The following is a 22,547-nucleotide window of genomic DNA, read 5'->3' as shown; positions in this document are numbered from 1 at the left end:
GGTGGAGTGCCGCAGTCCTGAGCGGGAGTGCTCAGGGTTCCAGGCCGACCTCGCAGGGGAACAAGACAGAAACACCCACGGGCTCCTCCGTGAAGATGACTCTCTTGGAGAGCGCGGACATGAAGCCGAGTTCGAAGATTGTTCCTTTTCCGACGAGACCGCCGGGGTTGCATACGACAACAGCGTCGGCCTGCATGAACGCGTCCATGTGCATGTACTTGTGCCGCCACGTGTCGCGTTCGTTCTTCAGGAGATCCTGGTAGTCGAAGAGGATGAAGTCGGTGCCGGCGGTTTCCGGCTTGATCCGTGTGGACCGAGGGCTCAGCACTGCGGTGCCACTCTCGCGCAGACGGGCGATGGTGTCCTCGATGTACCCCAGAGATTGCTGGAAGCTGCCGCAGACAACAGCATTCCGGAACTCCCGCCGGGCCAGGCCTTCCATCATGTCGTTCGATCCGCACGCGGACATGCCCGTTTTCAGGTAGAACTGCTCCAGCTCAGCCCCGACTATGTTGAAATAGAGGCCGGTGTCGACGTAGACGCTGTTGACCAGTGCGGCCGCTTCCCACTGCGGGAGCTGCTGAAAGACCCCCGTGGCGTGCAGGCGCGTTGTCTTGTTGTCAACGACCTCGTTGAACTCCTTGACCCCGGCGCAGAACGCGCCCACTCTTTCTGCCAGCACCTTGTGGGAGCGGCTGTCTTCGAACGCGAGCCGCTCCCTTTTCAGTAGTTTCAACTCGCCGCTCCGGGAGCGGTAAACGCTCACGCGCTCCGAGTCGAAGTGGACCAGCACCCTGCCTTCTGCCGCCATTGTGCTGCTCTCTTTCTTCTCGTTCCAGCGCGTTGGGAGCCTACGGCCTTCGTCTAATCAGCTGAGAGGTTGGCAAGCGTTCCGGAGAACGCAACGACTAGTCGTCTTGTCCGCGGAAGGCGCTGAGGTACTTTTCGGCAAATTCTTCCTCTCTGTCCCGGTTGTATTGGGTGATGAAACGCGGGTGCTCCAAGGGAACGATCTTTCGGAAGAAGCGCTGGCCCTCGTTCACCTTCGAGAGGAACGCGAAGTTCTCGCCACTGCCAATGCAGTAGCACACCGAGGTGTCAGTTCCGAATGCCAGCTGGCGTTCCAGGGTGTCCACGAGGAAAGAGTGCAGGAGTTCCAGCAGCTTCTTGTTCTCGTAGTAGTTGCAGTTGACCTCTCTTCCCTCGGGGTTCGTTCTCGCCAGGCCAAGGGGGCACACAAAGCTCATGACGAAGTCGGCATAGAACTTGCTGCGGCCCCCGTAGCGGCTGATGACGTCGTGCAGAAACCCGGCGGAAGGCCGGCTCACCGTATAGCCGTCGACATCGACTCCCGTGTCGCTTTCGAGGAGCTTGGCATCTTCGAACGGGACTCCGGTCACGGCCGTTCCGCGTCGGGCGGGCGAGCTCCCCAGTACCAGACGGCGCGGCTCATCGTCGTCGTAGTACTTGTTGTAGAACGCAGTCGTCACCTCCCGGACGCGCTCCTTCTGGGGGCCGCTGAACGGATTGATGACCGTGAAGCCGGGAGGCAGGTCAAGCATCGTATCCGCAAGTTCCTCGTTGAACTGCAGGATCCGATGGGCAACAGTCGTTCGCCCGGTCATTTTAGAAGTCCTTCCTTCACGCTGATCGCTCTGAACAGTCCTGTCGCACCGGTGCGATTCACCTTGTCAATGACCTGTTCGGACGTCGCGAACGTGGTCGGCTGGAGGGGCGGTGGAAACGTTAGGCGGTGACTGCCGACAGGTAGATCTCGGTACTTGTTGGGAACATTCGGATATCTTTGAATCCGGCGCAGCCGAGCTCCTCGCCAATGAGATTGGCTGTGTCCATCCCGCGATAGAGGTCGACGAAATCAGTTCCGGGGATGATCAATCCCGGGACGACGTAGCCCCGCTGAGTATACAGAAATCCGTTGGCTACGGAGACGATAATCACCGCGCCGGGCTTCAGTACTCTGTGCGCCTCTGAGGCCGCTGCGGACGTGTCGAAGAACGACGAGTTGTACGTTCTTAAGGAGACATACAGATCGTAACTGTTCTCCGGCAGGGCAGACAGGTCTTCGGCGCTGGAGATGACCGTTTTCGACGAGGGAATACGTTCGCCTATATTCGCAAGGCCATGTTCCGCGATGTCGACATAGGTGATCTGCGGGCAATCTGAAAACAAAGCTGCTGCTTCGTAGCCGGCTCCGACGCCGACGTTGAGGATGTTGACGGCAGACAGAGACCTTGTGGACGACCTCCTGTATACCGACTCGAAATCGTCGGTCCACCTCAAGTTGGCGGCACGAGCGTCGTACGCGTAGTCGTAGGTGCCGTACTTCGCGTCAAAGGCTTCGGACAGTGCGTCGTTTACGGCGCGTTCAGCCTCCTTGTACTCGATCCCATACCTCTGGCAGATCAGAGAAGCGAGCGCGATCCTCCCCCTGTTCGCATTGACATCACTCCTGGAAAGCGCGAACCCGCTCGACTTTAGCTGGGTGGCGACGGCTTCACTGATGCGATGTGTGGAGTAGTGGGGGTTGCACTCGACATTTTGCTCGCTCGCTGCGTAGAAGTCTCGGTTCTGCTCGAGGATCTCGCGCTGCAAATCGTCGGGGAAGCGGTGTATGCGACCTCGTGCAGTGACGGGATCGTCGTCGAGGTAACTCGTCAGCGCGGGGTCTGGCAGACCGACATAGACCCTGTCGATGCGCACTTCCTTCAAAAGCTCGCCGAGCTCAAACGAGCAGTCCGCTGACAGGGTGTTGATCGTCAGATATACGCTGTGTGCGCTGGGTGTTCCGAGTTTTTGGCTCTTGCTCCGCAGACTGCGATACCAGGATGCGCCGCGTACTTCTCCCTCGAAGGCGGAGCAAATCAACTCGTCGTGTTCAGAAACGAGTGCAACGCCGACCCGCCGGCCTGATTGCGACGCCCTTTGTGCAACGCTAATGGCGTAGTTCATCCAGTAGGTACTGCTCGGACCCATGTGGGCCTCCGTCACCGCGACGTAGGTCCGCACCAGCGCCGGCGTGCCAGTCGCCGCGACCACCGCGCTGCGGGCGTGAGTCAGCACATCCCGGCCGTCGCCCCGCAACGCCGCCAACCGGGCCTGATGGATGCAGCCTCGCGCCAGCCGGCCGCGATCCCCGATCGCCTGCGCCAGCCGCATCGTCTGCAAGTCGTAGCGCTGCGCCAGGCCCGGCAGTTGGTCGTCCCTCTGGCCAAGCATCTCCAGGCTGCGAGCGGTCCACTGCCGGGCGCCGTGCTCGGCAAACTCGCGGTGTGCCTGCCGCCCCACCTGCTCTGCTTCCTCGTGGTGGCCGGCCAGGGAGTGCGCTCGGCCGAGCCAGGCCAGGGCCCGGGCTGCAGCGTGCGGGTCGTCCACCTCGACGAGGTTGGCATGGGCGGAGGTGAGGACGTTGATGGCCGCCGCGGTGTTGCCGCCGCTCTGGTGGACCTGTCCGAGGAGAATGTCGGTGAGGGCGACGCCGCGGCAGTCCTCGCGACCGTCGCGCACAGTGCGGGCCTGCTCCAGGTACCCCACGGCATCCTGGGGGCGTCCGGCTTCGTAGGTGGTCGCACCGAACTCGTGGAGCGCCTGCGCCTCACCCCGGGCGCCGCCCCGACTACGGGCTCCGGTGAGGACGTCGTTGAAGCAGCCGATCGCCTCGTCGAAGGCACGCGTTCCGCGCAGGCCGACGCCGAGGGTGTTGCGCATCTCCTGTTCGGCCAGAGCGCTGTTGTACAGGTGCGCGACTTCTAGCCCGAGGCGGTGCGCCGCCTCGACCCAGAGGTCGTACACTCTCGCGGCGCGCCACCAGGGCCACATGGCGTGGACGAGTTGCCACACCGTCCCGTACCGGCTGGCTTCGTATGCCGTGCGGACGGCGGCCATGAGGTTGGTGGACGGGGCGTCGAGCCAGGCCAAGGCGCTCTGCCGATCGGCGAACTCCAGGGCGTGCTTGGGGGTGTAGACGTAGGTCCGGTCGAGGCGCCGGTGGGTGGGAGGGATGAGCCGCTCGGCAGCAGTCGTGGTGGCGGGGTGCCAGTCGGCGGCCCGGAGCCGGGCTTCGGTGTCGGCTCCGTCGGTTTCCTGTCGGGCGACGTGGTCGCGGGCGTGGGCCACGGCGGGGCCCGGGTACCGGTAGACGGCTCCGCGGACGGGGTGGTCGGCGTCCTGGAGAAACATGCGTGCGGCGGCGAGGTCGGCGCCGGCTTCGGCGGGGGTGCGCTCGGTGATGGCGACGGCGAGATGGGCGTCGATGGTGTCAACGGGCAGCAGCGCGGCCTTGCGGTAGAGGCGGGCGGCAGGGCGCGTGAGGTTGGCGTATTCGGCGTCGGGCGCGGCGCACACGATGGCTCCGGGGAGGTTGAGGGCCGGGCTGGTGGCAGCGGTCCGGCTTCGGCTGGCGCCCAGTGCGCGGACGGCAGCGGACAGGGGCGGGAGGGGTTGCGGGGGAGCTGGGTGATGCTCAGGGCGAGCGCTGCGGGCATCTGGGCGGTGAGGCCGATGAGCCTGATGACGGCGTCGGGCCCTGGTGGAGGCACTCGGACCCCAGGCAGCGGGCCGGGTGGTCGCGGGCAGCACGGTGATCGAAAGGACCGAGGGGGAGGAAGGCGGCCCCTTGGGAGGCGAGGTTCGGGTAGCGGGAGGCGGCTGGTGGCCACGACGAGGTGACGGGAGCCGCCCGGGGCCAGGGCGTGGATCTGGGCAGCGTGACGTCGGCGCTGCGGCCGCTCCGTGCGCCGCCGGGGGTGAGGCGGGAGCGGCCTGCGCCGATGCTTAAGGTGTGCCGGCTGGAGCCGGTGCCGTCCGGGTCAGCGAGGTCGAGCACGCTCTCGTCGTCCAGGTGCCCGGGTCAGCCGCGCAGCTCGACGGCGCGGGCGGGGTCGAGAACACGCAGCATCCATGAATGCCAGGATCTGGCCGTCGCCGTGCCGACGCTCGCGAGGCGGTGCTGCAGCAGCGGGCGGGGCGGTAGGCCGGTGCGCTCGAACATCACGGTGGGGATGCTGCGGTGGTGCCGGCCGAGGAAGGCGAGCATCGCGTCGGCTGCCCAGAAGTCGTGGACGACCAGAGCCGATCACGCAGGCCTTGGACCCGGCCGGCACCGAGTCCTCCAGGTCGAGCAGCACTACCTTGGCGCTAGTTCCGACGGCCGTGTCGAATCGCGCGGGCGCGGTGCCGGGAGTCACCAGCCAGGTCGGCCCGCCGAGCCCGGCGGATGCGGACGGCGCGGAGCTCGCCCGATCCAACGGAGACTGCATGTCGATCTCCTCTCGAACAGTCGACCGGTTCGGTCGGTGCTCGAGCGAGCACGACGGACCGGAAGCAGGAACACGGGGTTGGACAGCGGCACCCGGACGGTCGGACGTACAGCGGAGTCGGCAGTGACCGAGCCCCCCGGTCGATGCCCCGAACTGGCACTGCGGACCGGCTCACCGACCTAGCGCAGGAAAACAGCGTTCTGATGAAGACTCACTCCCGGTACAGGTTTTGCCTGCGGGGCGGGCACTGGGGCACAGCCGGGGCCGACCGGAAGGAACCGCAATGGGGACCTTGAGCCGAAGCCGGGCGGAGATCGGCGTGGTCTCGCGGTTCGTCCTTCGGATGCTGCGCGACAGCATCCCCCTCCCGCAGACCGTCCTGGCCGAGCATCTGGGCATCGACCTCGGCACCCTCCAGGGATGGGAGAGCGAGCGCCGGTCGCTGGCAGCGCCAACGACTTCGTCCACCATCAAGGGTTGCTTGATCACTGAGGAAGTCCTTTCGCAAGGCACCTGCTCGGCGCCGACAGACGCAGTCGGGGGCGCACAGTTGCACCGTGCAGAGGGAGTTGGAGTGAACCGCCACAACGCTCAAGGAGTCGCTGGGCAGATCGAGTGTCGGCCAACTGCGCGTGCCGCCAAAGGGTTTGGCGGGAGTCCCGCGGGAGTCCCGCCGCTGTCGGCGATACGCTCAGGCTGGCACAGCCTGATTGGATTTCGTCGTGGACGATGACGAGTGCACACCCCACCCGCTGGCCGCGGTCCGAATGGCCCGCGGATTCAACCGGGTCGAGTTCGCCGACGCCCTGCATGTCGCTGCCCGTCGTCGCGGACTGCGCTCCGGCGCGGACAAGACCCGGGTACGCAAGTGGGAGGTCAACGGAGTAAAGCCCGACAGCGTCTCCCAGACCTACATCGCGGAAGTCCTGGGTATCCCGGCCGGTGACGTCGACCCTGCCTCCTGGCCGGCATGGCTTCCTCACGCCGACAGGGGCGTCGTGCCGCTCGGCCACGCCAACACCGTGCCCGCTCTGCGAGAGGCCCTGCACACCATGGACCGCCGAACCCTCCTCAGTGTCATCCCCGGATCTGCACTTGTCGTCCTGGCCGACAGCTGGGCCGGAACCGAACCCTCGGCCCTCGCCGGCGGACCCCGCCCCGGCGTCTCGGTGGGCGAGGACGTCGTGGCCCTGCTGGAGGAGACCAGCGCCCGACTCAACGCCCTGGCAACCGAACAGCGCCAGCACATCGCACCCCTCTACGACGCACACCTCGCCCGCGTCACCGACCTGATCGACGAACAGCGCTACTCCCGCCCCCTGGGGGTGCGCCTGCACAACCTCGCCGCCAGCCTGTCCCAGACGGTCGCGTGGATCCGCTTCGATCACGGCCTGCACGGTGCTGCCAGCCGGTATTGGATCGCCGGACTGCACAACGCCTACGCCGGTGACGATCGGGACATGGGCGCAGCCCTTCTCAGCGACCTCGCCTACCAGGCCTCCTGGCGCGACGACCCCACCACCGCCGCCGGGATCCTCACCAAGGCCCTCACCCGCACCACCCACCCCGCAGCCAGCTCGCTTCTGCACCTGCGACTGGCGCGCGCCCAGGCCGCCCTCGGCGAGCGCCGCGCCACCCTGCACTCCCTGAACACGGCCGAACGCCTGCTCGGCACCGGGGGCAACGGCGACATCCCCGTCTGGTGCTCGTGGGTTTCGCCAGCTGATGTCGCCGTCGACTCGGGCCGCTGCCTGCTCGACCTCGGCGACACCACTCAGGCACACAGCCTCATCGCCGAAGGCCAAGCCCTTCTGCCAGCCAGCCGCGACAAGACCCGCGGCATATTCCTCGCATACCGGGCGCAGGGCCACCTCAGCCGTCGCGAACCCGAGGCCGCAGCGGCCGACGCCCTCGAAGCTCTCCACCTGGCCGAACGGATCGGAGCACCACGGTGCGTTCAGCTCGTACGCGATATGGCTCCCGCCTTCGCTCCTTACCGGACGGCGGAAGGCGTGACTGAACTGCTGCACGCCGTCGCATAACTCGGGCAGGCAAAGCATGTGGATGATGCCGCTGCCATACCTTCGTCCGGCTTCCAGTGCGCTGAAGACCGAGCTCATGGAGTGCTCCGCTGCGCGCCCATGATCTTCCTTCGTGAGTTGTGAACGTGGCGGCTACGGGTACGGCCGCGGTGTTCCCACCCGCGGGCTGTTCGTTTGCTCGGCATCGGGACCGCGGCCGATGAGGCGCGGAGCTTACCGCTTCAGCGATGTCGGAGCGGGCAATGCGCGAGGGTCGGGGCGGGGGCAGCCATGCGGGGCTCAGGCCAAGCCAGCCGCGTTGCTCCCAAGGGCTCTCGGGCACCGCCCCGCCGTGCTGCAAGGGCCGTACCTGAAAGGCCGTCATGGAGTGCCGCCACGACAGCCCCAGCATCACGCCCATCCCGGATCTCCCTCCGAAGCGCTGTGAAGTCAGGGACGGCAGTCTGGCCCCGGGGCGGCGGGTGTCAGCAGGGGGCGTACCCGTGGTACTTGACCGGTGCGTGGCGCAGCGCGCCAGGGGGAGCGTGAGGGGGCGGGAACAGGGGAGCGTGAGGGGGCGGACCGTGGAAGCGCTCCCTGGCACCCATCCGGTGCACTACTGTCATTTTCGGCATTTCACAGTGCTATTCGCCTGCGGTGGAGGCCCCCATGCCGTCCGAGCCCGTGCCCGACAGACCCCGGCAGTCCGGGGAGTCCGCCTTCTGTTACTGGTTCCGTATCTGCGGCTTCAACAACAAGGGTCTGGCGGCTGCCGTCAGAGAACGAGCCCTGCTCGTCGGCTTACCGCATGTCCGCACTGATGGTTCCCGGGTACGCGGCTGGCTCGGCGGCGAACAGCCGCGCGAACCGGTGCCCCAACTGCTGGCCGACGTATTCTCCGCGCGCTGCGGCCGCCACCTCACCCGAGCCGACCTCGGATTCGCCGGATCCGGTCTGGATGACCTCACCCGCTACCGAGGCCCAGCCGAACTCCTGGGTGACCTGGCCCGGACCACCTCAGCCGGACTCGTACACGAGTCCCCGCCGGCGGATCCGCCGGTACCGGACAGCGAGCAGTACCGCTTCGAGATCTCCCACGACCCAGAGCGGCTACTGACCGGCCTGCACTCCTGGGCCTACGTACAGCCCCATGGCCTGCCCGGCACTGCGACCGACGCGCCCGGACGGCGACTGGGCGCCGGTGACGCAGCCCGCATCGCCGACTACACCCACATGTTCCGGACCATGGACAACCGGCACGGGGGCGGCTCCACCCTGCACTCCGCCACCGGGCAACTGGCCTGGGCCACCCGCACGATCCGCGACGGCAGCTACACCGAAGCCGCCGGGCGAGCTCTCTTCCGCGAACTCGCCGACCTGGCAGGATGCGTCGGTTGGATGTCTCACGATGTCGCGCAATGGCCCGCCGCCATCCGAAGCCTGACTCTGGCCGTGCACGCCGCCCGCGAGAGCGGCGACGACAACTTAACGGCCCACCTCCTGCAATGCCTCGCCCGCATCTGGGGCTACCTCGGCCGCCCCGACACTGCCGCCGACTGCATCGCCCTCGCCCTGTACGGCACACGTAACAGCGCCCACCCAGTCCTCCGGGCGGGCCTGTACTCCCTCGCCGCCCGCTTCGCCGCGATGCGCAACGAGAGCAGAGAAGCGCTGCGCAACGTACGCCACGCGCAGGAGATCTTCAGCGAGGAGACCTCTGACGAACTACCGGCCTACGTCGTTTACCTCAATAACGCGGAACTCTCCTCCACCGTCGGCGAGGTCTTGTTGTTCCTCGCCCGCACCAGCAACCACCCGCAGCACGCGACGACAGCGCTCGAACTGCTCTCCGTAGCCTCCGCGGAACGGGACCCGGACCGTGCCCGGTCCCGGGCGTTTGACGCCGTCGGAGCGGCACGAGCCTTACTCGTTGTCGGCGACATCGACGCCGCCTGTGACGCAGGGCGTCGAGCCCTCGCCGTGGGAAGCGCTGTGGATTCCGCCCGGGTCCGCCGCCGCTTCCTGGATCTGGCCCGTGAAGCAGCACCCCACGAATCCGTCCCAGCTGTGCGCGACCTGCGTGAACAGCTTCTCGCCACCATTGCGGAAGGCCCACGATGATGAAGCCGTCCGGCGGTGCGCAGGGTGCCGGACTTGGCGAGAGGTATGTTCGGGCCGAGCCCCGTTTTCGTCCGACGGAAACGTCCTGGCCCAGTGCGGCATCGGCTACCTAGGCGATCTGACCAGCCTCCGTGGCGGACTGGCGCTGACGCTCGTCTGCACCGCCGCGATCCTGCCGCTGACCGCTCGGGCCAATGACCGGTAAGTGCTGCTACGAGCCCCGCGGGGACAGGGCACCGTGATTACATGGCCGCCTTCTCGTCCGGGTACTGCGGTGACGAGGGCCCGCGGGGACGGCCAGAAAGGGAGTTCTGCGTGACTGAGACCGTGTCTCTGGGGACACCTGACGTTCTGCGCGAGCGAATGGTGGAGCAATTACGAGAGCGGGGGGCGCTCACCTCTTCTGCGGTAGAGGCCGCATTCCGTACGGTGCCACGGCACCTCTTCGTCCCCGAGAAGTCCCCCGAAGAGGTCTACGGAGCGCCGGAGGGCCTCTTCACCAAGCACAACGAGCGGGGGAAGCCGGTCAGCTCCGTTTCTGCTCCGTGGCTGCATGCCCGGATGCTGGAGGCGGCCCAGGTGGCTCCCGGAATGAGGGTGCTGGAGATCGGCTCCGGAGGGTGCAATGCGGCGTTGTTGGCCGAGCTGGTCGGCGAACAGGGGTCGGTGACCACCGTTGACATCGATCGCGACATCACAGCCCGGGCGCGCGAGCGGCTCGCCGAGGCTGGGTACGGGCAGGTGCGAGTCCGGGAGGCGGACGGTGCCCGGCTGCTCCAGGACGCACCGGCTCAGGGATTTGACCGCATCATCGTCACCGTCGGTGCGGCAGACCTGTCGTCGGCGTGGATGGACCAACTTGCCCCGGCGGGGCGGCTGGTGGTGCCGCTGCGGTTCCGCGGGCTCTCCCGCACCATCGCGTTCGCCCGCGAGCAGGATCATCTGCGCAGCGACACACTCATCGTGTCCGGTTTCGTGGCCATGCAGGGCGACAGCGCACACGCACCGCGTGTCGTACGCCTGGCCGGACAGGAGGTGCGGCTTGTCGTCGACGAGGACCAGCCCGCCGACGATGAAGCGCTGACCGCCGCGTTTGCCGGTCCCTGGCATGAGCAGTGGACCGGGGTGGAGCTTGGCCCTTCGGGCGGACTGCTGCCGCGGTTGGAGGTGTGGCTCGCGGGCGCGGTCGCCCCTTACGGCAGGCTGCGCGCCACACCGGCGGCAGCCGAGCGCGGTTTGGTCGGCTGGGTGCTGGGCCGGGGCGCGCCCGCCGCGTGGAACCACAACTCCCTGGCCTACGTCACGCTGCGCCGAGCCCCGCACACCCCACAGGAGCGTTATGAGCTGGGAGTGATCGCCCACGGCCCGGACCGCGAGCGCCTGGCGGCCCGCCTGGCCGACACCGTCACACGTCTCGATCGCGAGGCCAGGGACGCGGCGGAGCCCGTGGTGCGCGCCTACCGCCGCGACGGACGCGGGCCCGGTCCGGTTGAGGTGACCGTCGACAAGCCCAGTGTCCGGCTGGTGATCACCTAAAAGCCTCGGACGGCCCCTTGCCGGGGCGGTCCGGATCCACGCCTCCCGGCGTTGAGCCCGGGAGGCCCGAGTGGAGGGAGTGGATATGGCATTACCGGCGATCGCGGCACAGCCGGCCGAGGAGGTGGCCAAGCCCGAGGAGGCTTGGGCCGACGCCTTCGATCTGGACCCCGCCGAGGACATCGGGCGGCTGGGCGTCTGGCTCGGCGGCGACGAGGACGAGGACGGGGGCGACACCACGGGGGACGGCTGCGGGGAGTCTCCGCCGCAGGGTCCGACAACCGGCTGCTGACGCAGCGCAGATGGTCCGGGGCCGGGCGCGCACGACAGCGCCCGGCCCGCTCCTCGACCGGTCTTCTTCGGGATGGTGTGATGCGCCGCTTCTTCGATCCCCATCACGTGGCGATGGCCCGGATCCCACTGCGCCCGTACAACGTCGATCCCGCCGACGAGAACGGCGACGCTCTGCTGGCGGAAGGCGTGTTTCTGGCCAGCCGGAGCGCCGCGCAGGCCGCGGACACGGACCGCGGCCGGGCGACACGACGTGCCTACGATCTGCGCTCGCGTGCCCGGACCACCCCACACGGCGCTTTCGCCGGGGTCGCGCCCGCTTGGCTCACCGGCCCGGCCGCCACCATGCGGCTGGGCGGCGCTCACCGGACCGTCACTACCCTCAGCCCCGCGTGGCTGACCGCGGTGGTAGATCAGCTACTCCGCGACGAACCTGGTCTGCTGTCCGCGCTCACGCTGACCGCCGCGTCCTCAGCCGCTGTGAGAGGGGACCGGCTGGAGATCGAGCACCCCGCCTCCGCGGGGGCACGGTTCGCCAGCGTGCGCGCCACCGAGGTATCACGCTGGCTGCTGGACGCCAGCCGCGCCGGGGCGTCGGCTGCTGGCCTTCTCGCGGAGCTTCTCCGCCGCTATCCCGGGGCCACTTCCGATCAGGCCACGCGCGCCATGCTCGATATGATCGGCACTGGTCTGCTGTGGACCGACCTGCTCCCCGCCGATCTGTGCGCGGACCCGCTGAAGCACCTGCTGGACAAACTCCCGGTCACCGCATCAGCACGGACATCCCTGACCCGTCTGGACGATCTGCTGCACAGGTGCGATACGCACCCGCCCGGCGTCCCGCAGCGGCGGAAGCTGCTGGAAGAGGCCCAGGACCTGGCCGACACGCTGCACTACACACGTCGGCCGCTGGCCGTGGACACCCTCCTCGACGCCGAGATCAGCCTGCCCCCCACCGTGGGCGAGCAGGCCGCCGAAGCCGCCACGCTGCTGTGGCGGATCGGGCACCGGACCGGTCCGCTGACCGACTATCACCAGCGCTTTTGCACCGCATACGGCCACCACCGGCTGGTGCCGCTGCTGGAGGTCCTCGACCCCGTCACCGGCCTCGGGCCGCCCGGCCCCCACGACGCGATCGGCGCCGACGAGGCCCTGGACACACGCCGCACCGCCGCGCTGGCCGCCCTGCTCGCCGATGCCCTGTCCGATGGCAAGGACGAGTTACTCCTCACCGAGCAGCACCTCGACCAGCTCGCCAACCCCTCGCCCCTGCCGCCGCCGCGCACCGCCGAGATCCATATCCAACTGCTGCGCGACGCTGGCGGACTGCGGATTGCGGTCTGCCCCGGCACGGGCTCCCAGACCGCCGGAGCCGCACCCGGCCGCTGGACACAATGGCTCCCCGAGCTAGCCCCCCGCGAGGGAGCCGACACCGGCAGCGGCCCCATGATCGCGGAAATAGTGTGCCGGCCCCGAACCACCGCCGGCGCCCTGGCGGCTGAGACCGGCGCCGCCCCCTGGCGCATCCCGCTCGACGTCCCCGCCCGGCCCGGCGACCTCCTCCCCCACGACCTCGCCGTGACCACCGACGGATCCCACCTGCGGTTATGGTCGATCCGCCACGACAGGCCGGTCATACCCGTGCTCTACAACCGGCTCGCGCCCCGGCTCCTGCCCCCGGCCGCCTACGTGCTGCACCTCCTCGGCCACGCCGGAACCCGGCCGTGGCACCCCTGGCACTGGGGCCCGTTCTCCTGCTGGCCCTACACCCCGCGCGTGCGCTACCGGCACATCCTCATCGCCCCCGCCCGCTGGCGCCTGCCCGATGCCCTCACCGCGACCGCGCACCACCGCGCGACCTTCGAGGCGCACCTGCTGGCCTGGCGCACCAGCGCCTGCCCCATGCCCCCGCCCGTGCTGGTCGCCGAGGAGGCCGACCGGCGCCTCCCCCTGGACCTGCGCCAGGCCGACCAGCGCGAGCTGCTGCGCCGCAGCATCCACCGGGGTACCCGCACGCTGGCCGTACCCTTCGCCGCACCCGAGGACCTGGCCGTGGTCGAGGGCACGAACGGCGCCCGCCACCTGATCGACCTCGTTGTCCCCCTCACCAGGCGCCGAGCCCCCCACCAGGCGGCCGCCGACCCCAGACGCGCGCTGCGCGCGGCCGACACCGGCGCCCATCTGCCCGGCAGCAGCTGGCTCTCCGCCGCCCTCCGCGCCCCCGGCTACCGCCACACCGCCGTTCTCGCCGTTCTCGCCCCGCTGCTGACCGGCCTCCCCGACGATGTAGATCGCTGGTTCTGGCTGCGCTACACCACCCCAGCTCTCGGCCCCCATCTGCGCCTACGGCTCCACGCCGACCCCCACACCCTCGCCGCCCGCATCCAGCCCGAACTGGCCCGCCTCGCCGACCAGATGCACCGCCGCGGCCTCCTCGGCCCCGGCGCCTTGCGCCTGGAGCCGTACGAGCAGGAGATCGAGCGCTACGGCGGGCCCCAGGCCATCACCGCCGCCGAACGACTCTTCCACGCGGACAGCCGCCTCGCCCTGGCCGCCCTCACCCAGACCGAGGACGTACGCCTCCTCACCGCCGCCGCCAGCGCCGCCGAGATCGCCCGCACTCTCGCCCCGGGCCAGCCCCACTCCGCGCTGAACCCCGGCCAACTCACCCGGGACCAGCGCCGCCACCGCGACGCCCTACGCTCCGCCCTCACCGGCAACGGCCCCGCCACGCTCATCCCTGCTGACCTGGCCCGCCTCGCTTGGGCACGGTGGCGCGCCGCGCTGGTCGGCTACCGCGAGACCGTTCCCCAGCAGTTCGCCGCCCGGTGCGCCAGCGACGTCATCCACATGCACGCCAACCGCATGCTCGCCCTCGACCCCGGAATCGAGCGCATCATGCGGACCCTGGCCGCCGACCTCCTGCACCGCCGATGAACATCCACGCCCAGGCCGCCGCACGCGCCCTGGACATTGCCCGCGACCTGCGCGACCCCGGCGACATCACCAGGTCTGTATCGGACCGAGCCGCCCACACCCTGTGCTACGGGCTCGCCGGCACCGCACTCCTGCACGCCTGCCTCGCCCAGACCGAGCCCGGCGCGGCCAAAACAGCGGCAGCCCACTGGGCTACCGCCGCCCGTCTGCTGGGCAACGCACCTCCGAACGGCATCCACACCGGGCCGGGAGCCTTGGCCGCATCCCTGATCATCGGTACCGGCTACCTGCCATCCCACGACCCTCACCAGGCCCTGCTCCCCCGTGCCACCGCCTGGCTCTCCGCCCGCGCCACCGCGCTCGCCCGCCATCACCACCAACGCGCCGCCCGCGCGGACGCCACTCCCTGGGCGGTCTATGACGCCATCAAGGGACTTGCGGGCATCGGCCGCGTCCTATTGGCCGCCCACAGCCGTGGCCACCGCGCGGACGCCGAGCCCGGCCTGACCGCCGCGCTGACGGCTCTCACCCACATGATCCTCACCCCCCGCGGATCCCGGCCGGGCTGGTGGCTCCCCGCCGCCCTTCACCCACCCACCGTCCACGTCCCCGCCTCCGGCGCCGCCACCACCGGCCTCGCCCACGGCATCGCCGGACCACTCGCACTCCTCGCCACAGCCCACCGGGCTGGACACACCCTCCCCGGACAACCCAACGCGATCCACACCGCGGCCCAGTGGCTCCTATCCTGGCAATCTCAACAGCACACGTGGCCCCCGCACATCAGCGGCCACGCCCTGGACCACGGCCCGGCAGAAGCCATCGCCCCCATCGCAGGGCGGACCACCGCCTGGTGCTACGGCACCCCCGGCATCGCCACCGCTCTCACCACCGCCGGCCATGCCCTCGACCTCCCAGCGCTCAATCACACTGCCACCGAGGCCATGAACGCACTCGCCGCCCGGCCGCTGGAGGACTGGGACACCGAGGGCACCGCCCTGTGCCACGGCAGTGGCGGCGTCCTTCAATGCGCTCGCCGTCTGTCCTGCCATCCTCTGGTAAAGCGCGCCGCTCACGGCGTACTGGCCAGTGCTACGACCGCACGTCCGCCTGGCTGGCTCACCGGTCGGGCCGGAACTGCCCTGGTCCTCGCCGACCTCGGCGGCCTATTGCCAGCCAGCCCCACGGCCGATGACTGGGACTGTCTCCTCCTGTTGTCCTAGCATTTGAGTCCGGCACACCGCCTCAACCAGAGCGCTGTCGGTCTCTGTCGTCAACCTCGGGGTGGTCTGCCGCTCCGCGTACGTGGCCACCGTTGCCACAGCGCTGCTGCCCAGCGCGGCGGCGAGCGCGGCCACCAGCAGCGCTGGGAAAGCTCCGCGCAGCCGGTCGCCGGCCGTCCCGCCGGCCAGGACGGGCCGCATGGCGCGGGCGGTGGCGGTCAGGCCCGCGCGGCCGGCGGGGACGTTGATGCTGCCGATGCTGATGATCCGGCCCCAGCGCTGCTCAATCATGGCCGGGGTGAATTCCCGGCACATGCGGTAGTGGGCGGTGAGGTTCACGTTCAGAGCGTGGGCCCACGCGGTCTCGTCGGTGCCCGGCCAGGAGATGCGGGGTAGGAGCCGGCATTGTTGACGAGGATGTCGACGGGGCCGGGTCGGTCGCGGACGTGGCCGCACAGGGCGGTGACCTCTGCGAGGTCGGCGAGGTCGGCGAGGACGGCGATGCCGTCGACTGCCAGCGACTGCAGGACGGTGTCGGCTTCGCGGGGGCTGGGCGAGGTGGGACACCGCGATAGTCGCTCCGGCCGCGGCGAGCGCGCGGGCGATCTCGGCGCCGGTGCCAGTGGCCGCGCCGGTAACCAGGGCGGTCTCGCTGGTCTGGTCAGGGAACAGTTTCTACGACGTGAAGTGAGAGAAACCATGCCCGCAGCGCAGCGAGATGAGAAGTCTGACAGAAGGTGTGCCAGACAGAAACTTCGTCCCACGGTGCACATCCGTAAGACGCCGCATATGGAATGTGCACCTCAAGGGACCGGCCCTGGGCAGGTGTGCACAACGGAAAGCAGCCGCATTTCAGATGGTGCATGAGACAAATGGCGGTCGCATGCGCAGATGCCTAGCGTTGGGTGCGCAAGCCCGGCCCGATCCCGACTACCGAGGTTGAGGAATGCTCCAACCGAGCACGCCCATACACGCAGGGCCTGCTGTCCACCGTAAGCAGCACTGCCCGGCAGTACCTCAAGAGACAGGTACACCACCGCCTGTCCACGGGGGAGGGCGCTGATGGCGGCCCAGATGCCGCAGACATGGCGAGGCGGGTGTCGGGGGACTGATTAGCCTCAGTCGTCCCGACAGCCCGCACTCGCTAGTACGAACAATGCCCCGTAGCTGGGGCCTGACCGCACTTTCGACTCTCGCAGAGTCACCACCAGCAGATCTCGAGAAACCCACTGGGGCCGTTCACCAACGTGTTGGAGCACGCTGGCGGAACTCAGGATAGACCAGCGGGCCGCTGCCGCAACAGCGCAGCGAGCGTGACGGAGCATCCTGAGCACGGCTCCCCGACGACGGGGATACCCACATGACCTGGCACCACGCCGCGCTGGCGGTACGGACCGCCGAAGTGCCGTTATTTCACGGTCGGTCGTCATTGGCGACGCCGGACCGTGCCCACGACGTCGGCGTCGTCGAGCAGGGCGGATAGTACCCGCTCCGTGTGACGGCGCTCGCAGCGCTCACGGATTTGCGGGATCCGCGAGCGGGCCGCCCGGGGGACGCCGATGCCTCCCCCTGCCGCGTCGCGCTCATCGACTCCCCACCGCCCCAAGGTCGTTCACGTTCGTCCCGGTGGCTGAGCTCTCCCGCACCGCGCACAGCACGAGCCCTTGGCCTGGTTTCGCGAACCAACGAGGGCCACGGCTGCGCCCTGCCCTCTTCCTTGCTCACCGCTGCGCTCGCTCGCCGTGGTGAGCCACGCCAACTTGCCTAGAAAGGCGACCTTTCGTGCCCACCTTGAAGCGTACAGCCGCTGCAGCAGTCATCACGACCATCGCCGTAGCCGGAACCGCTCTGGTCACCGTGCCCTCGGCATCCGCCGCCAGTGGCTACAAGTGCACCACCAGCAAGAAGTCCATCGACGACCCCTCCCGCACCGATCCTTTCCCGGACAACTGGGACTTCACCGCCAAGGTCTGCGCGCGACGGTCCGGGCAGACCATCTCCACGTACGCCAAGATCTCCTGGGACGGCCCCAATCGTTCCACCACCTACGACCCCGCCATCTTCGACGGAGCCTACTTCCAGCTGCAGGGCAAGAAGAGCACCGCCGGGCGGGATCCGATCCTCAAGAAGGCCAACTACAACATCGAATCACGCCTGGAGCACTCCCGTTGGGGCACCTACAACAGCTCGTTCACCACCTCCGTGCTCCGATACAAGGTCGGCAGGGCCAAGGGGCGGGGTGACGGGTCCCTGCGGCTCAACTGGAACCACGACGGCGACGGATACAAGGCATACAACCCTTTGGCGTCGCCGGTCGTGTGACCTGCCCGCCTGAGCGGCCGTGCCACTCGCCAGGCCGCCGCATCCCCTGATCCATCAGTAGCCCCGGCTGCACCCGGAAACGGGGCACCCCGGGCCTACACTCCGCGAGCAGCGGCGGATGCCTCCGCCGCCGACTGGCAGCAGCCTGGTCCACCGTCCACCCCCCCTGAGCGGACAAAGAGCCGACTCCCTGCGCGGCTCAGGAACGGGCTGCCCGTGGGGGCGCCGCCGTATGGGGCACGGCGCCCCCACCACCTCCAGGTCAACACCCGGACACCGCGAACTCCGCACCCACCGGAGGTCCCCACATGACGATCGCATCCGAACGCCTGGTCAGCGCAACCATCACCAGTACGTGGCACACCTCCGTCACCGCGCTTCCGCCGGAGCAATGGGCCCCCACTCCCTTCCGCACCCCCCAGTGGGCCGCGAGTTGGCAAAAGGTCCACACCTCACCCGTGCCCGGCAGGCGGGATCACGCGCGGGGCCCGGGACACGAAGGGCTTTGGACGCACGCACCTGCTGCACGGAATGCCGGAAGCCTGCGTCTTCCCCTCCTGCGGGACGGACCGACAGCTAGCGGAACCGCAGCGCGGGACGCACCCACGAACGCACGCCTTACCGGAAGACCGCGGACCTGGATTGCCCGGAGCAGGGGATCCCTCCTTCCCTGCCCGCCCGGCCTTGTAGAGCCTGCCGTGTCCCACCCCGTCAAGCTAAGGAGCTTTCGATGCCGATCGTGCTGATCCACGGTGCCACCTGCAGCGCCGCGACCTGGAACCGCCTGGTACCGCTGCTCGAGGGCGAAGTACTGGCCGTCGACCTGCCCGGCCGTGGCACACGGGCCGACACCGACCTACACGAGGTGACACTGAACGACTGCGCCAAAGCGGTCGCCCAGGACATCACCCACAGCGGCTTCACCGACATCACCCTGGTTGCCCACTCCTTCGGCGGCGTCGTGACACCGCAGGTGATGAGCCTGGTCCCGGACCGGATCCGGCAGGTCGTCCTGCTGTCCGCGGTGGTGCCGCCCGACGGGACCACGGTGGCCGACCACATCGATGTGGAGGTCAAGGAGGCCCTGGCGTCCAGCATGGCAGGCGGGATCTACACCTTCGGCCCTGAAGCGGCCAGAGCGCTGCTGTGCAGCGACGCAGACGAGGAGCAGGCTGCAGAGGTCCAGCGGCACCTCGTCGACGACGCGGCCGCCCTGCTGGCCGAACCGGTCGATCTGACCGGGTACCAGTTGCCCGTCCCCCGCACATACATCCGGCTGTCCCAGGACCGCTGCTACTCACCGGAACTGCAGGCAGCATCCGCCCAACGGATCAACGCCAGGGTGATCACCCTCAGCGCCGGCCACATGCCCATGGTCACCAAGCCGCATCAGGTGGCCGATATTCTCAACGGCCTCACTGCCCCCCGCGCGCTCGGGTGAAAAGGGAGACCCTGGTGATGCAGACCAAACCCTTGAGTGACTGGTCGGAGGACGACCTGGAGCTCCGGCAGTCCGGCTCCTCCAGCGGACTGGCACCGGTCGGCACTCTACGGCCTGGACATGCTGACACCGCTCACCCGAGTCCTGGGCGCGGTCGGTCTCCTCGCACATGACAGTGACGGCTCCCTTGCCGGGGGATTCTTCTGCTTTCGCTACGGATCCTGCCTCTACCTGTGGGCTGAAGCTGTCGATCAGGCCCACTTCACCCACGGGTGGCTGATCGGCGAAGCCTTCCGCTACGCGGCGGCCACAGGCGCGAGCGCCATTGACGCCGGCCGCGGCGACTACACAGACAACGCCAGGCTCGGGCTGCTACCAGTCGCGCTGGCCTCCGCCGTCTACCTCAGCCGCCCCAACCAGCACCTTCTCAGCCGCCCCGGGGCCCTGCACGTCGGCCTCAAACAACGCGCGCTGCGCGCGTGGAAGAAGAACTGACCCGCGCAGAACGCTGACACCGGTGACCAACTCAGAAGCCGTGATGCGCACCTCACAGCAGCCACACGACCGGTTGCCCAGCGATATGGACTTCCCCTGCGATGGCAGAGCGGGACGACACGACCTGATGCGCTGAACCGGCCGCAACCAAGAGCCCGCCCAGATGCGCACCGCCAGGCACATGCCCAGGAGACCGCCAACTATGGCCACCGCCACTCCCGCCCCTTCGGAGAACGCACCGCCCGCACACCGCCCCTGCACCGCCGCTGTCATCGCACCCGATGGCCCCGGGAACCTATACGCTTCAGCCCTGGCCCGCTACGGCTGGAGCACTGTAGCCGTCACCACAGCCGCCGCTGAATGCGTCAGCCACGACAGCATCTACCTGCACACCTTCGCGCACACCGGAGGCGTGCAGTGGACTGTCAAACACCTGGCCAGACTGGGCGTTCAAGCCATCCTCGCCGGATCCCCCGAGGGCACAGCCCTCGCCGACCAGCTCGCCGACCACCTGGCCCTGCCAGGGAACGACGCGGCTACCTCCGAAATCCGCAACAACATCGCACTGACGGCCGCAGCGCTCAACGGCGCGGGCATCACCGCCGCGAGCAGCACCCAGTCCACTCGTCTGGGCGAGGCACTCAGCTGGTACAACTCCACCCGCCCTGCTGCCGTCATCCTCCAGCACCCTCACCCTGCCCACCCGCACCCCGGGCTGCTGTGCCGCAACACCGACGAGATCCGCACAGCCTGGAATCACCTGCGGTCCACAGTTCCCAGCCCCCAGCCCCTCGTCTTGCGCGAGCGGCTGCCGGGAACTCAGTACCAGATCCACACCATCACCATCCCAAGCCTCGACGGCATCGGCGACCACGCGGTCACCGCTATCTGGTCACAAACCCTCACACCCGCGCGGGTAGTCAGCCGCGCCGACCTCATCAGCCGCGACGGGCTCCTGGCCAGAGCACTCGCTCGATATACCCTCCGTGCGCTCACCGCTCTTGGCATCCGCTTCGGCCCTGCCCGCGCAGAGATCACCCTCGTCCCCGACCGAGGCCCCACCCTGCTGTCGGTACGTACTGACCCGCACGCCGACTTCGCCACCGATGCCCTGCGCCGCGCCACCGGACATGACCCCGTAAGCGATACCGCGCGGATGCTCACCACCGGCCGCTACCGCGACCTCGCCCACCCCCGCCGCATCCACGTGACCAAGGTGGCACTGCTACCCCCCTGTGACGGCACCCTCGACCCGGCTCTGCTGTCCACCATCACCACGCTGCGGACCGTCGCCGCCACCACCGAACTCACCGCAGGCACTCCGGTGACCGCCGGCCAGCCCGCAGGCTGGCTCCTCCTGGTCGCTGATGACCGCCACGCCATCAACTACGACTACCAGGTGATCCGTTCCGTCGAGACAGGCGGCCTGTACCAGGGGAGGACCGCATGACACCAGCCACTCCAGCGGCGTCCAGCCCCCGCCTGCCCGAGTTCGAAGCGGCTCCCCGCTCACCGGGCTCAAGCAGCACACGTTGCGTGCCCGGAACACCCCCTGACACTCCTCCGCAGACGCCTCACAGCGCCCGACCGGAAGGGACGACGAAGACCGGACCGGCATTGGCTGGCAATCACACGATCAGCCGGAGAGAAACTCTCGCGTGCGGTCGGTGGTACGCCGTCCCGAGGCGGCTCAGCCTCCACGTGCGGTCCAGGTCGAGCCACTTCTCAGTGATGCGGGATGCAAATCCCGTCACAGAGATTGTTGGTTGCGCCGCCGACATCAGTGCGCGCGCCTGGGACGCGTTGATTGAGGCGTCGGGGTTCTACAACAGCCATGCGTGGGTTCAGGGGCTGGAGACGGCGCATGGCACCAGCCCCGTCCTCACGTCGACCGCAGAAGGACGGCTGATAGGTGTCCTCCCCACATGGCAGAACACCGAACCGTCCGGGCTGTTCAGCGTAGCCGAGATGACACGGGGCCTTTCCGGCCCGTGGGATCAGGAGTTCCTCTGGCTGGGAACGCGAAGAGGAACAGCCAACACCATTATCTGTACCCACGACCCGGTGATGCGCCGACGAGCCCTTGGGGCCTTGTTGGAGAAAGCCCGTCAGCTGGCCGCCGCACAGGGCTTGCCGGGAGCAGTGTGGCCTTACCTCACTGGAGAAGCCGCCCTGCAAATAGAGGCATGCCATCCGCTGGCGCAGGCGGTACTGCATTCGGCAGACTCCCTCGTGACGATTCCACACGGCGGGATGAAGGAGATGGAATCCGCCGCCGAAAGCAAAGACAGGAAGAAATGGCGTCGTGAGCAGCGCCTATTTCGCGAGTCCTATGGCACGGTGGAATGGGCCACTTTGTCACCCCAAGTCTCCGACCTCATCGCACCGTTGCTAGCCAGGACACGAACCAAGTACGGCGCCTCCGGTGGAACGGCATGGATACGGCGAACACTGTCCGGGCAGCTGGCGTCCGGAGTAGCGAGAAGTGCCGTTGCAGCCCTGACACGGACGGGAGGGGACGTAACGGCGGCAGCCGTTTTCTACCACCATCGCGATTGGCTCTACGGCCGGTATTGGGGTGCGTCACCGGCTGCGCCGCAGTATGCCTATTACGTACTCACCTGCTACGAGGCGATCGACGCCGCAGCCGTACGCGGATGTCGCTATCTGCATCTGTCGGTGCCGGCATCGCCATCGAAGATGGCCAGAGGAGCCCGACCCATGCCGCTGGCCTTCGTCTACATCCCTGCCGCTGACAGGAAGGAGACCGACGATCAGGTCCTGCGACGGCACAACCAACGTGTCGCACTAGAGCTTGCGAAAGCCTACTCACCCCCCTTGGGAACGATATGGGAACCGTGGGTGGAATCGAGCAGGAGTTGAA

Annotated in this window: 16 protein-coding genes and 2 pseudogenes; 11 read left to right on the top strand and 7 right to left on the bottom strand. The window is 68.4% G+C overall.

Annotated elements, in window-relative coordinates; genetic code table 11:
- Nucleotides 1-31: 31 nt before the first annotated feature.
- From JK364_RS23075 to JK364_RS23060, 4 genes are all read right to left on the bottom strand, one after another.
- Nucleotides 32-811, bottom strand: coding sequence for a hypothetical protein (locus JK364_RS23075; RefSeq protein ID WP_201853057.1), 780 nt, complete (start codon nt 809-811; stop codon nt 32-34).
- Between the two features lie 97 nt (nt 812-908).
- A complete protein-coding gene (locus tag JK364_RS23070) occupies nt 909-1,625 on the bottom strand; it encodes a uracil-DNA glycosylase family protein (RefSeq protein ID WP_201853056.1) in 717 nt (238 codons plus the stop codon).
- A gap of 121 nt (nt 1,626-1,746) precedes the next feature.
- Nucleotides 1,747-4,362: a methyltransferase domain-containing protein gene (locus tag JK364_RS57595; RefSeq protein ID WP_201853055.1), complete on the bottom strand. Its 2,616-nt coding sequence runs from the start codon at nt 4,360-4,362 to the stop codon at nt 1,747-1,749.
- A gap of 505 nt (nt 4,363-4,867) precedes the next feature.
- Complete coding sequence (locus JK364_RS23060; RefSeq protein WP_230992378.1) at nt 4,868-5,053, bottom strand: hypothetical protein; 186 nt, start codon at nt 5,051-5,053, stop codon at nt 4,868-4,870.
- Between the two features lie 945 nt (nt 5,054-5,998).
- Between JK364_RS23060 and JK364_RS23055 the strand changes: the two genes are divergently transcribed.
- The 6 genes from JK364_RS23055 (at nt 5,999) to JK364_RS23030 (ending at nt 15,405) form a co-directional block, all read left to right on the top strand.
- Nucleotides 5,999-7,318, top strand: a complete 1,320-nt coding sequence (locus JK364_RS23055; protein ID WP_307841364.1) for an NsdA family TPR-like regulatory protein — start codon at nt 5,999-6,001, stop codon at nt 7,316-7,318.
- Nucleotides 7,319-7,966: 648 nt separating this feature from the next.
- Entirely contained in the window at nt 7,967-9,418 is a 1,452-nt protein-coding gene (locus tag JK364_RS23050) for an NsdA family TPR-like regulatory protein (RefSeq protein WP_201853054.1), read from the top strand.
- Between the two features lie 315 nt (nt 9,419-9,733).
- Nucleotides 9,734-10,954 carry a methyltransferase, FxLD system gene (gene fxlM, locus JK364_RS23045; protein WP_201853053.1) on the top strand — a complete coding sequence of 407 codons (1,221 nt, stop codon included), beginning with the start codon at nt 9,734-9,736 and terminating at the stop codon, nt 10,952-10,954.
- A gap of 85 nt (nt 10,955-11,039) precedes the next feature.
- Nucleotides 11,040-11,246 carry a hypothetical protein gene (locus JK364_RS23040; protein WP_201853321.1) on the top strand — a complete coding sequence of 69 codons (207 nt, stop codon included), beginning with the start codon at nt 11,040-11,042 and terminating at the stop codon, nt 11,244-11,246.
- A gap of 80 nt (nt 11,247-11,326) precedes the next feature.
- Nucleotides 11,327-14,182, top strand: a complete 2,856-nt coding sequence (locus JK364_RS23035) for a lantibiotic dehydratase (RefSeq protein ID WP_201853052.1) — start codon at nt 11,327-11,329, stop codon at nt 14,180-14,182.
- A complete protein-coding gene (locus JK364_RS23030) occupies nt 14,179-15,405 on the top strand; it encodes a lanthionine synthetase LanC family protein (protein WP_201853051.1) in 1,227 nt (408 codons plus the stop codon). The genes JK364_RS23035 and JK364_RS23030 overlap by 4 nt, the downstream gene beginning before the upstream one ends.
- Here JK364_RS23030 and JK364_RS58085 read toward each other — a convergent pair.
- The 3 genes and pseudogenes from JK364_RS58085 to JK364_RS58075 all read right to left on the bottom strand — a co-directional run.
- Nucleotides 15,388-15,627 (bottom strand): annotated as a pseudogene (locus JK364_RS58085) (ABC transporter ATP-binding protein); the annotation flags it as partial. The gene JK364_RS23030 and the pseudogene JK364_RS58085 overlap by 18 nt on opposite strands.
- A 12-nt stretch (nt 15,628-15,639) precedes the next feature.
- A pseudogene (locus JK364_RS58080) lies at nt 15,640-15,792 on the bottom strand (SDR family NAD(P)-dependent oxidoreductase); the annotation flags it as partial.
- Nucleotides 15,747-16,106, bottom strand: a complete 360-nt coding sequence (locus JK364_RS58075; RefSeq protein WP_372461976.1) for an SDR family NAD(P)-dependent oxidoreductase — start codon at nt 16,104-16,106, stop codon at nt 15,747-15,749. The pseudogene JK364_RS58080 and the gene JK364_RS58075, both read right to left, overlap by 46 nt.
- Before the next feature lie 1,081 nt (nt 16,107-17,187).
- On the opposite strand from JK364_RS58075, the gene JK364_RS23020 reads away from it, so the two are divergent.
- The 5 genes from JK364_RS23020 to JK364_RS23000 all read left to right on the top strand — a co-directional run bounded on the left by JK364_RS23020 (nt 17,188) and on the right by JK364_RS23000 (nt 22,546).
- Nucleotides 17,188-17,727, top strand: a complete 540-nt coding sequence (locus JK364_RS23020) for a hypothetical protein (protein ID WP_201853049.1) — start codon at nt 17,188-17,190, stop codon at nt 17,725-17,727.
- Between the two features lie 730 nt (nt 17,728-18,457).
- Nucleotides 18,458-19,168, top strand: coding sequence for an alpha/beta fold hydrolase (locus JK364_RS23015; protein ID WP_201853048.1), 711 nt, complete (start codon nt 18,458-18,460; stop codon nt 19,166-19,168).
- Nucleotides 19,169-19,288: 120 nt separating this feature from the next.
- Nucleotides 19,289-19,663, top strand: a complete 375-nt coding sequence (locus tag JK364_RS23010; protein WP_201853047.1) for a GNAT family N-acetyltransferase — start codon at nt 19,289-19,291, stop codon at nt 19,661-19,663.
- Between the two features lie 202 nt (nt 19,664-19,865).
- Complete coding sequence (locus JK364_RS23005) at nt 19,866-21,113, top strand: glutathione synthetase (RefSeq protein WP_201853046.1); 1,248 nt, start codon at nt 19,866-19,868, stop codon at nt 21,111-21,113.
- Between the two features lie 281 nt (nt 21,114-21,394).
- Entirely contained in the window at nt 21,395-22,546 is a 1,152-nt protein-coding gene (locus JK364_RS23000) for a GNAT family N-acetyltransferase (protein WP_201853045.1), read from the top strand.
- Nucleotide 22,547: the final 1 nt, after the last annotated feature.

The sequence above is a fragment of the Streptomyces endocoffeicus genome, assembly GCF_016741935.1.
In the GTDB taxonomy this organism is placed as follows: Bacteria; Actinomycetota; Actinomycetes; order Streptomycetales; family Streptomycetaceae; genus Streptomyces; species Streptomyces endocoffeicus.
Note: the sequence above shows the minus strand (reverse complement) of the source record. Positions and strands in the feature narration are given on the sequence as shown.

Coding starts and splice junctions, on each gene's coding strand:
- JK364_RS23075 (WP_201853057.1), bottom strand. CDS start 811: ATGGCGGCAGAAGGCAGGGTGCTGGTCCACTTCGACTCGGAGCGCGTG.
- JK364_RS23070 (WP_201853056.1), bottom strand. CDS start 1,625: ATGACCGGGCGAACGACTGTTGCCCATCGGATCCTGCAGTTCAACGAG.
- JK364_RS23060 (WP_230992378.1), bottom strand. CDS start 5,053: ATGCTCGCCTTCCTCGGCCGGCACCACCGCAGCATCCCCACCGTGATG.
- JK364_RS23050 (WP_201853054.1), top strand. CDS start 7,967: ATGCCGTCCGAGCCCGTGCCCGACAGACCCCGGCAGTCCGGGGAGTCC.
- JK364_RS23040 (WP_201853321.1), top strand. CDS start 11,040: ATGGCATTACCGGCGATCGCGGCACAGCCGGCCGAGGAGGTGGCCAAG.
- JK364_RS23035 (WP_201853052.1), top strand. CDS start 11,327: ATGCGCCGCTTCTTCGATCCCCATCACGTGGCGATGGCCCGGATCCCA.
- JK364_RS23030 (WP_201853051.1), top strand. CDS start 14,179: ATGAACATCCACGCCCAGGCCGCCGCACGCGCCCTGGACATTGCCCGC.
- JK364_RS58075 (WP_372461976.1), bottom strand. CDS start 16,106: ATGGTTTCTCTCACTTCACGTCGTAGAAACTGTTCCCTGACCAGACCA.
- JK364_RS23015 (WP_201853048.1), top strand. CDS start 18,458: ATGCCGATCGTGCTGATCCACGGTGCCACCTGCAGCGCCGCGACCTGG.
- JK364_RS23010 (WP_201853047.1), top strand. CDS start 19,289: ATGCTGACACCGCTCACCCGAGTCCTGGGCGCGGTCGGTCTCCTCGCA.
- JK364_RS23005 (WP_201853046.1), top strand. CDS start 19,866: ATGGCCACCGCCACTCCCGCCCCTTCGGAGAACGCACCGCCCGCACAC.
- JK364_RS23000 (WP_201853045.1), top strand. CDS start 21,395: ATGCGGGATGCAAATCCCGTCACAGAGATTGTTGGTTGCGCCGCCGAC.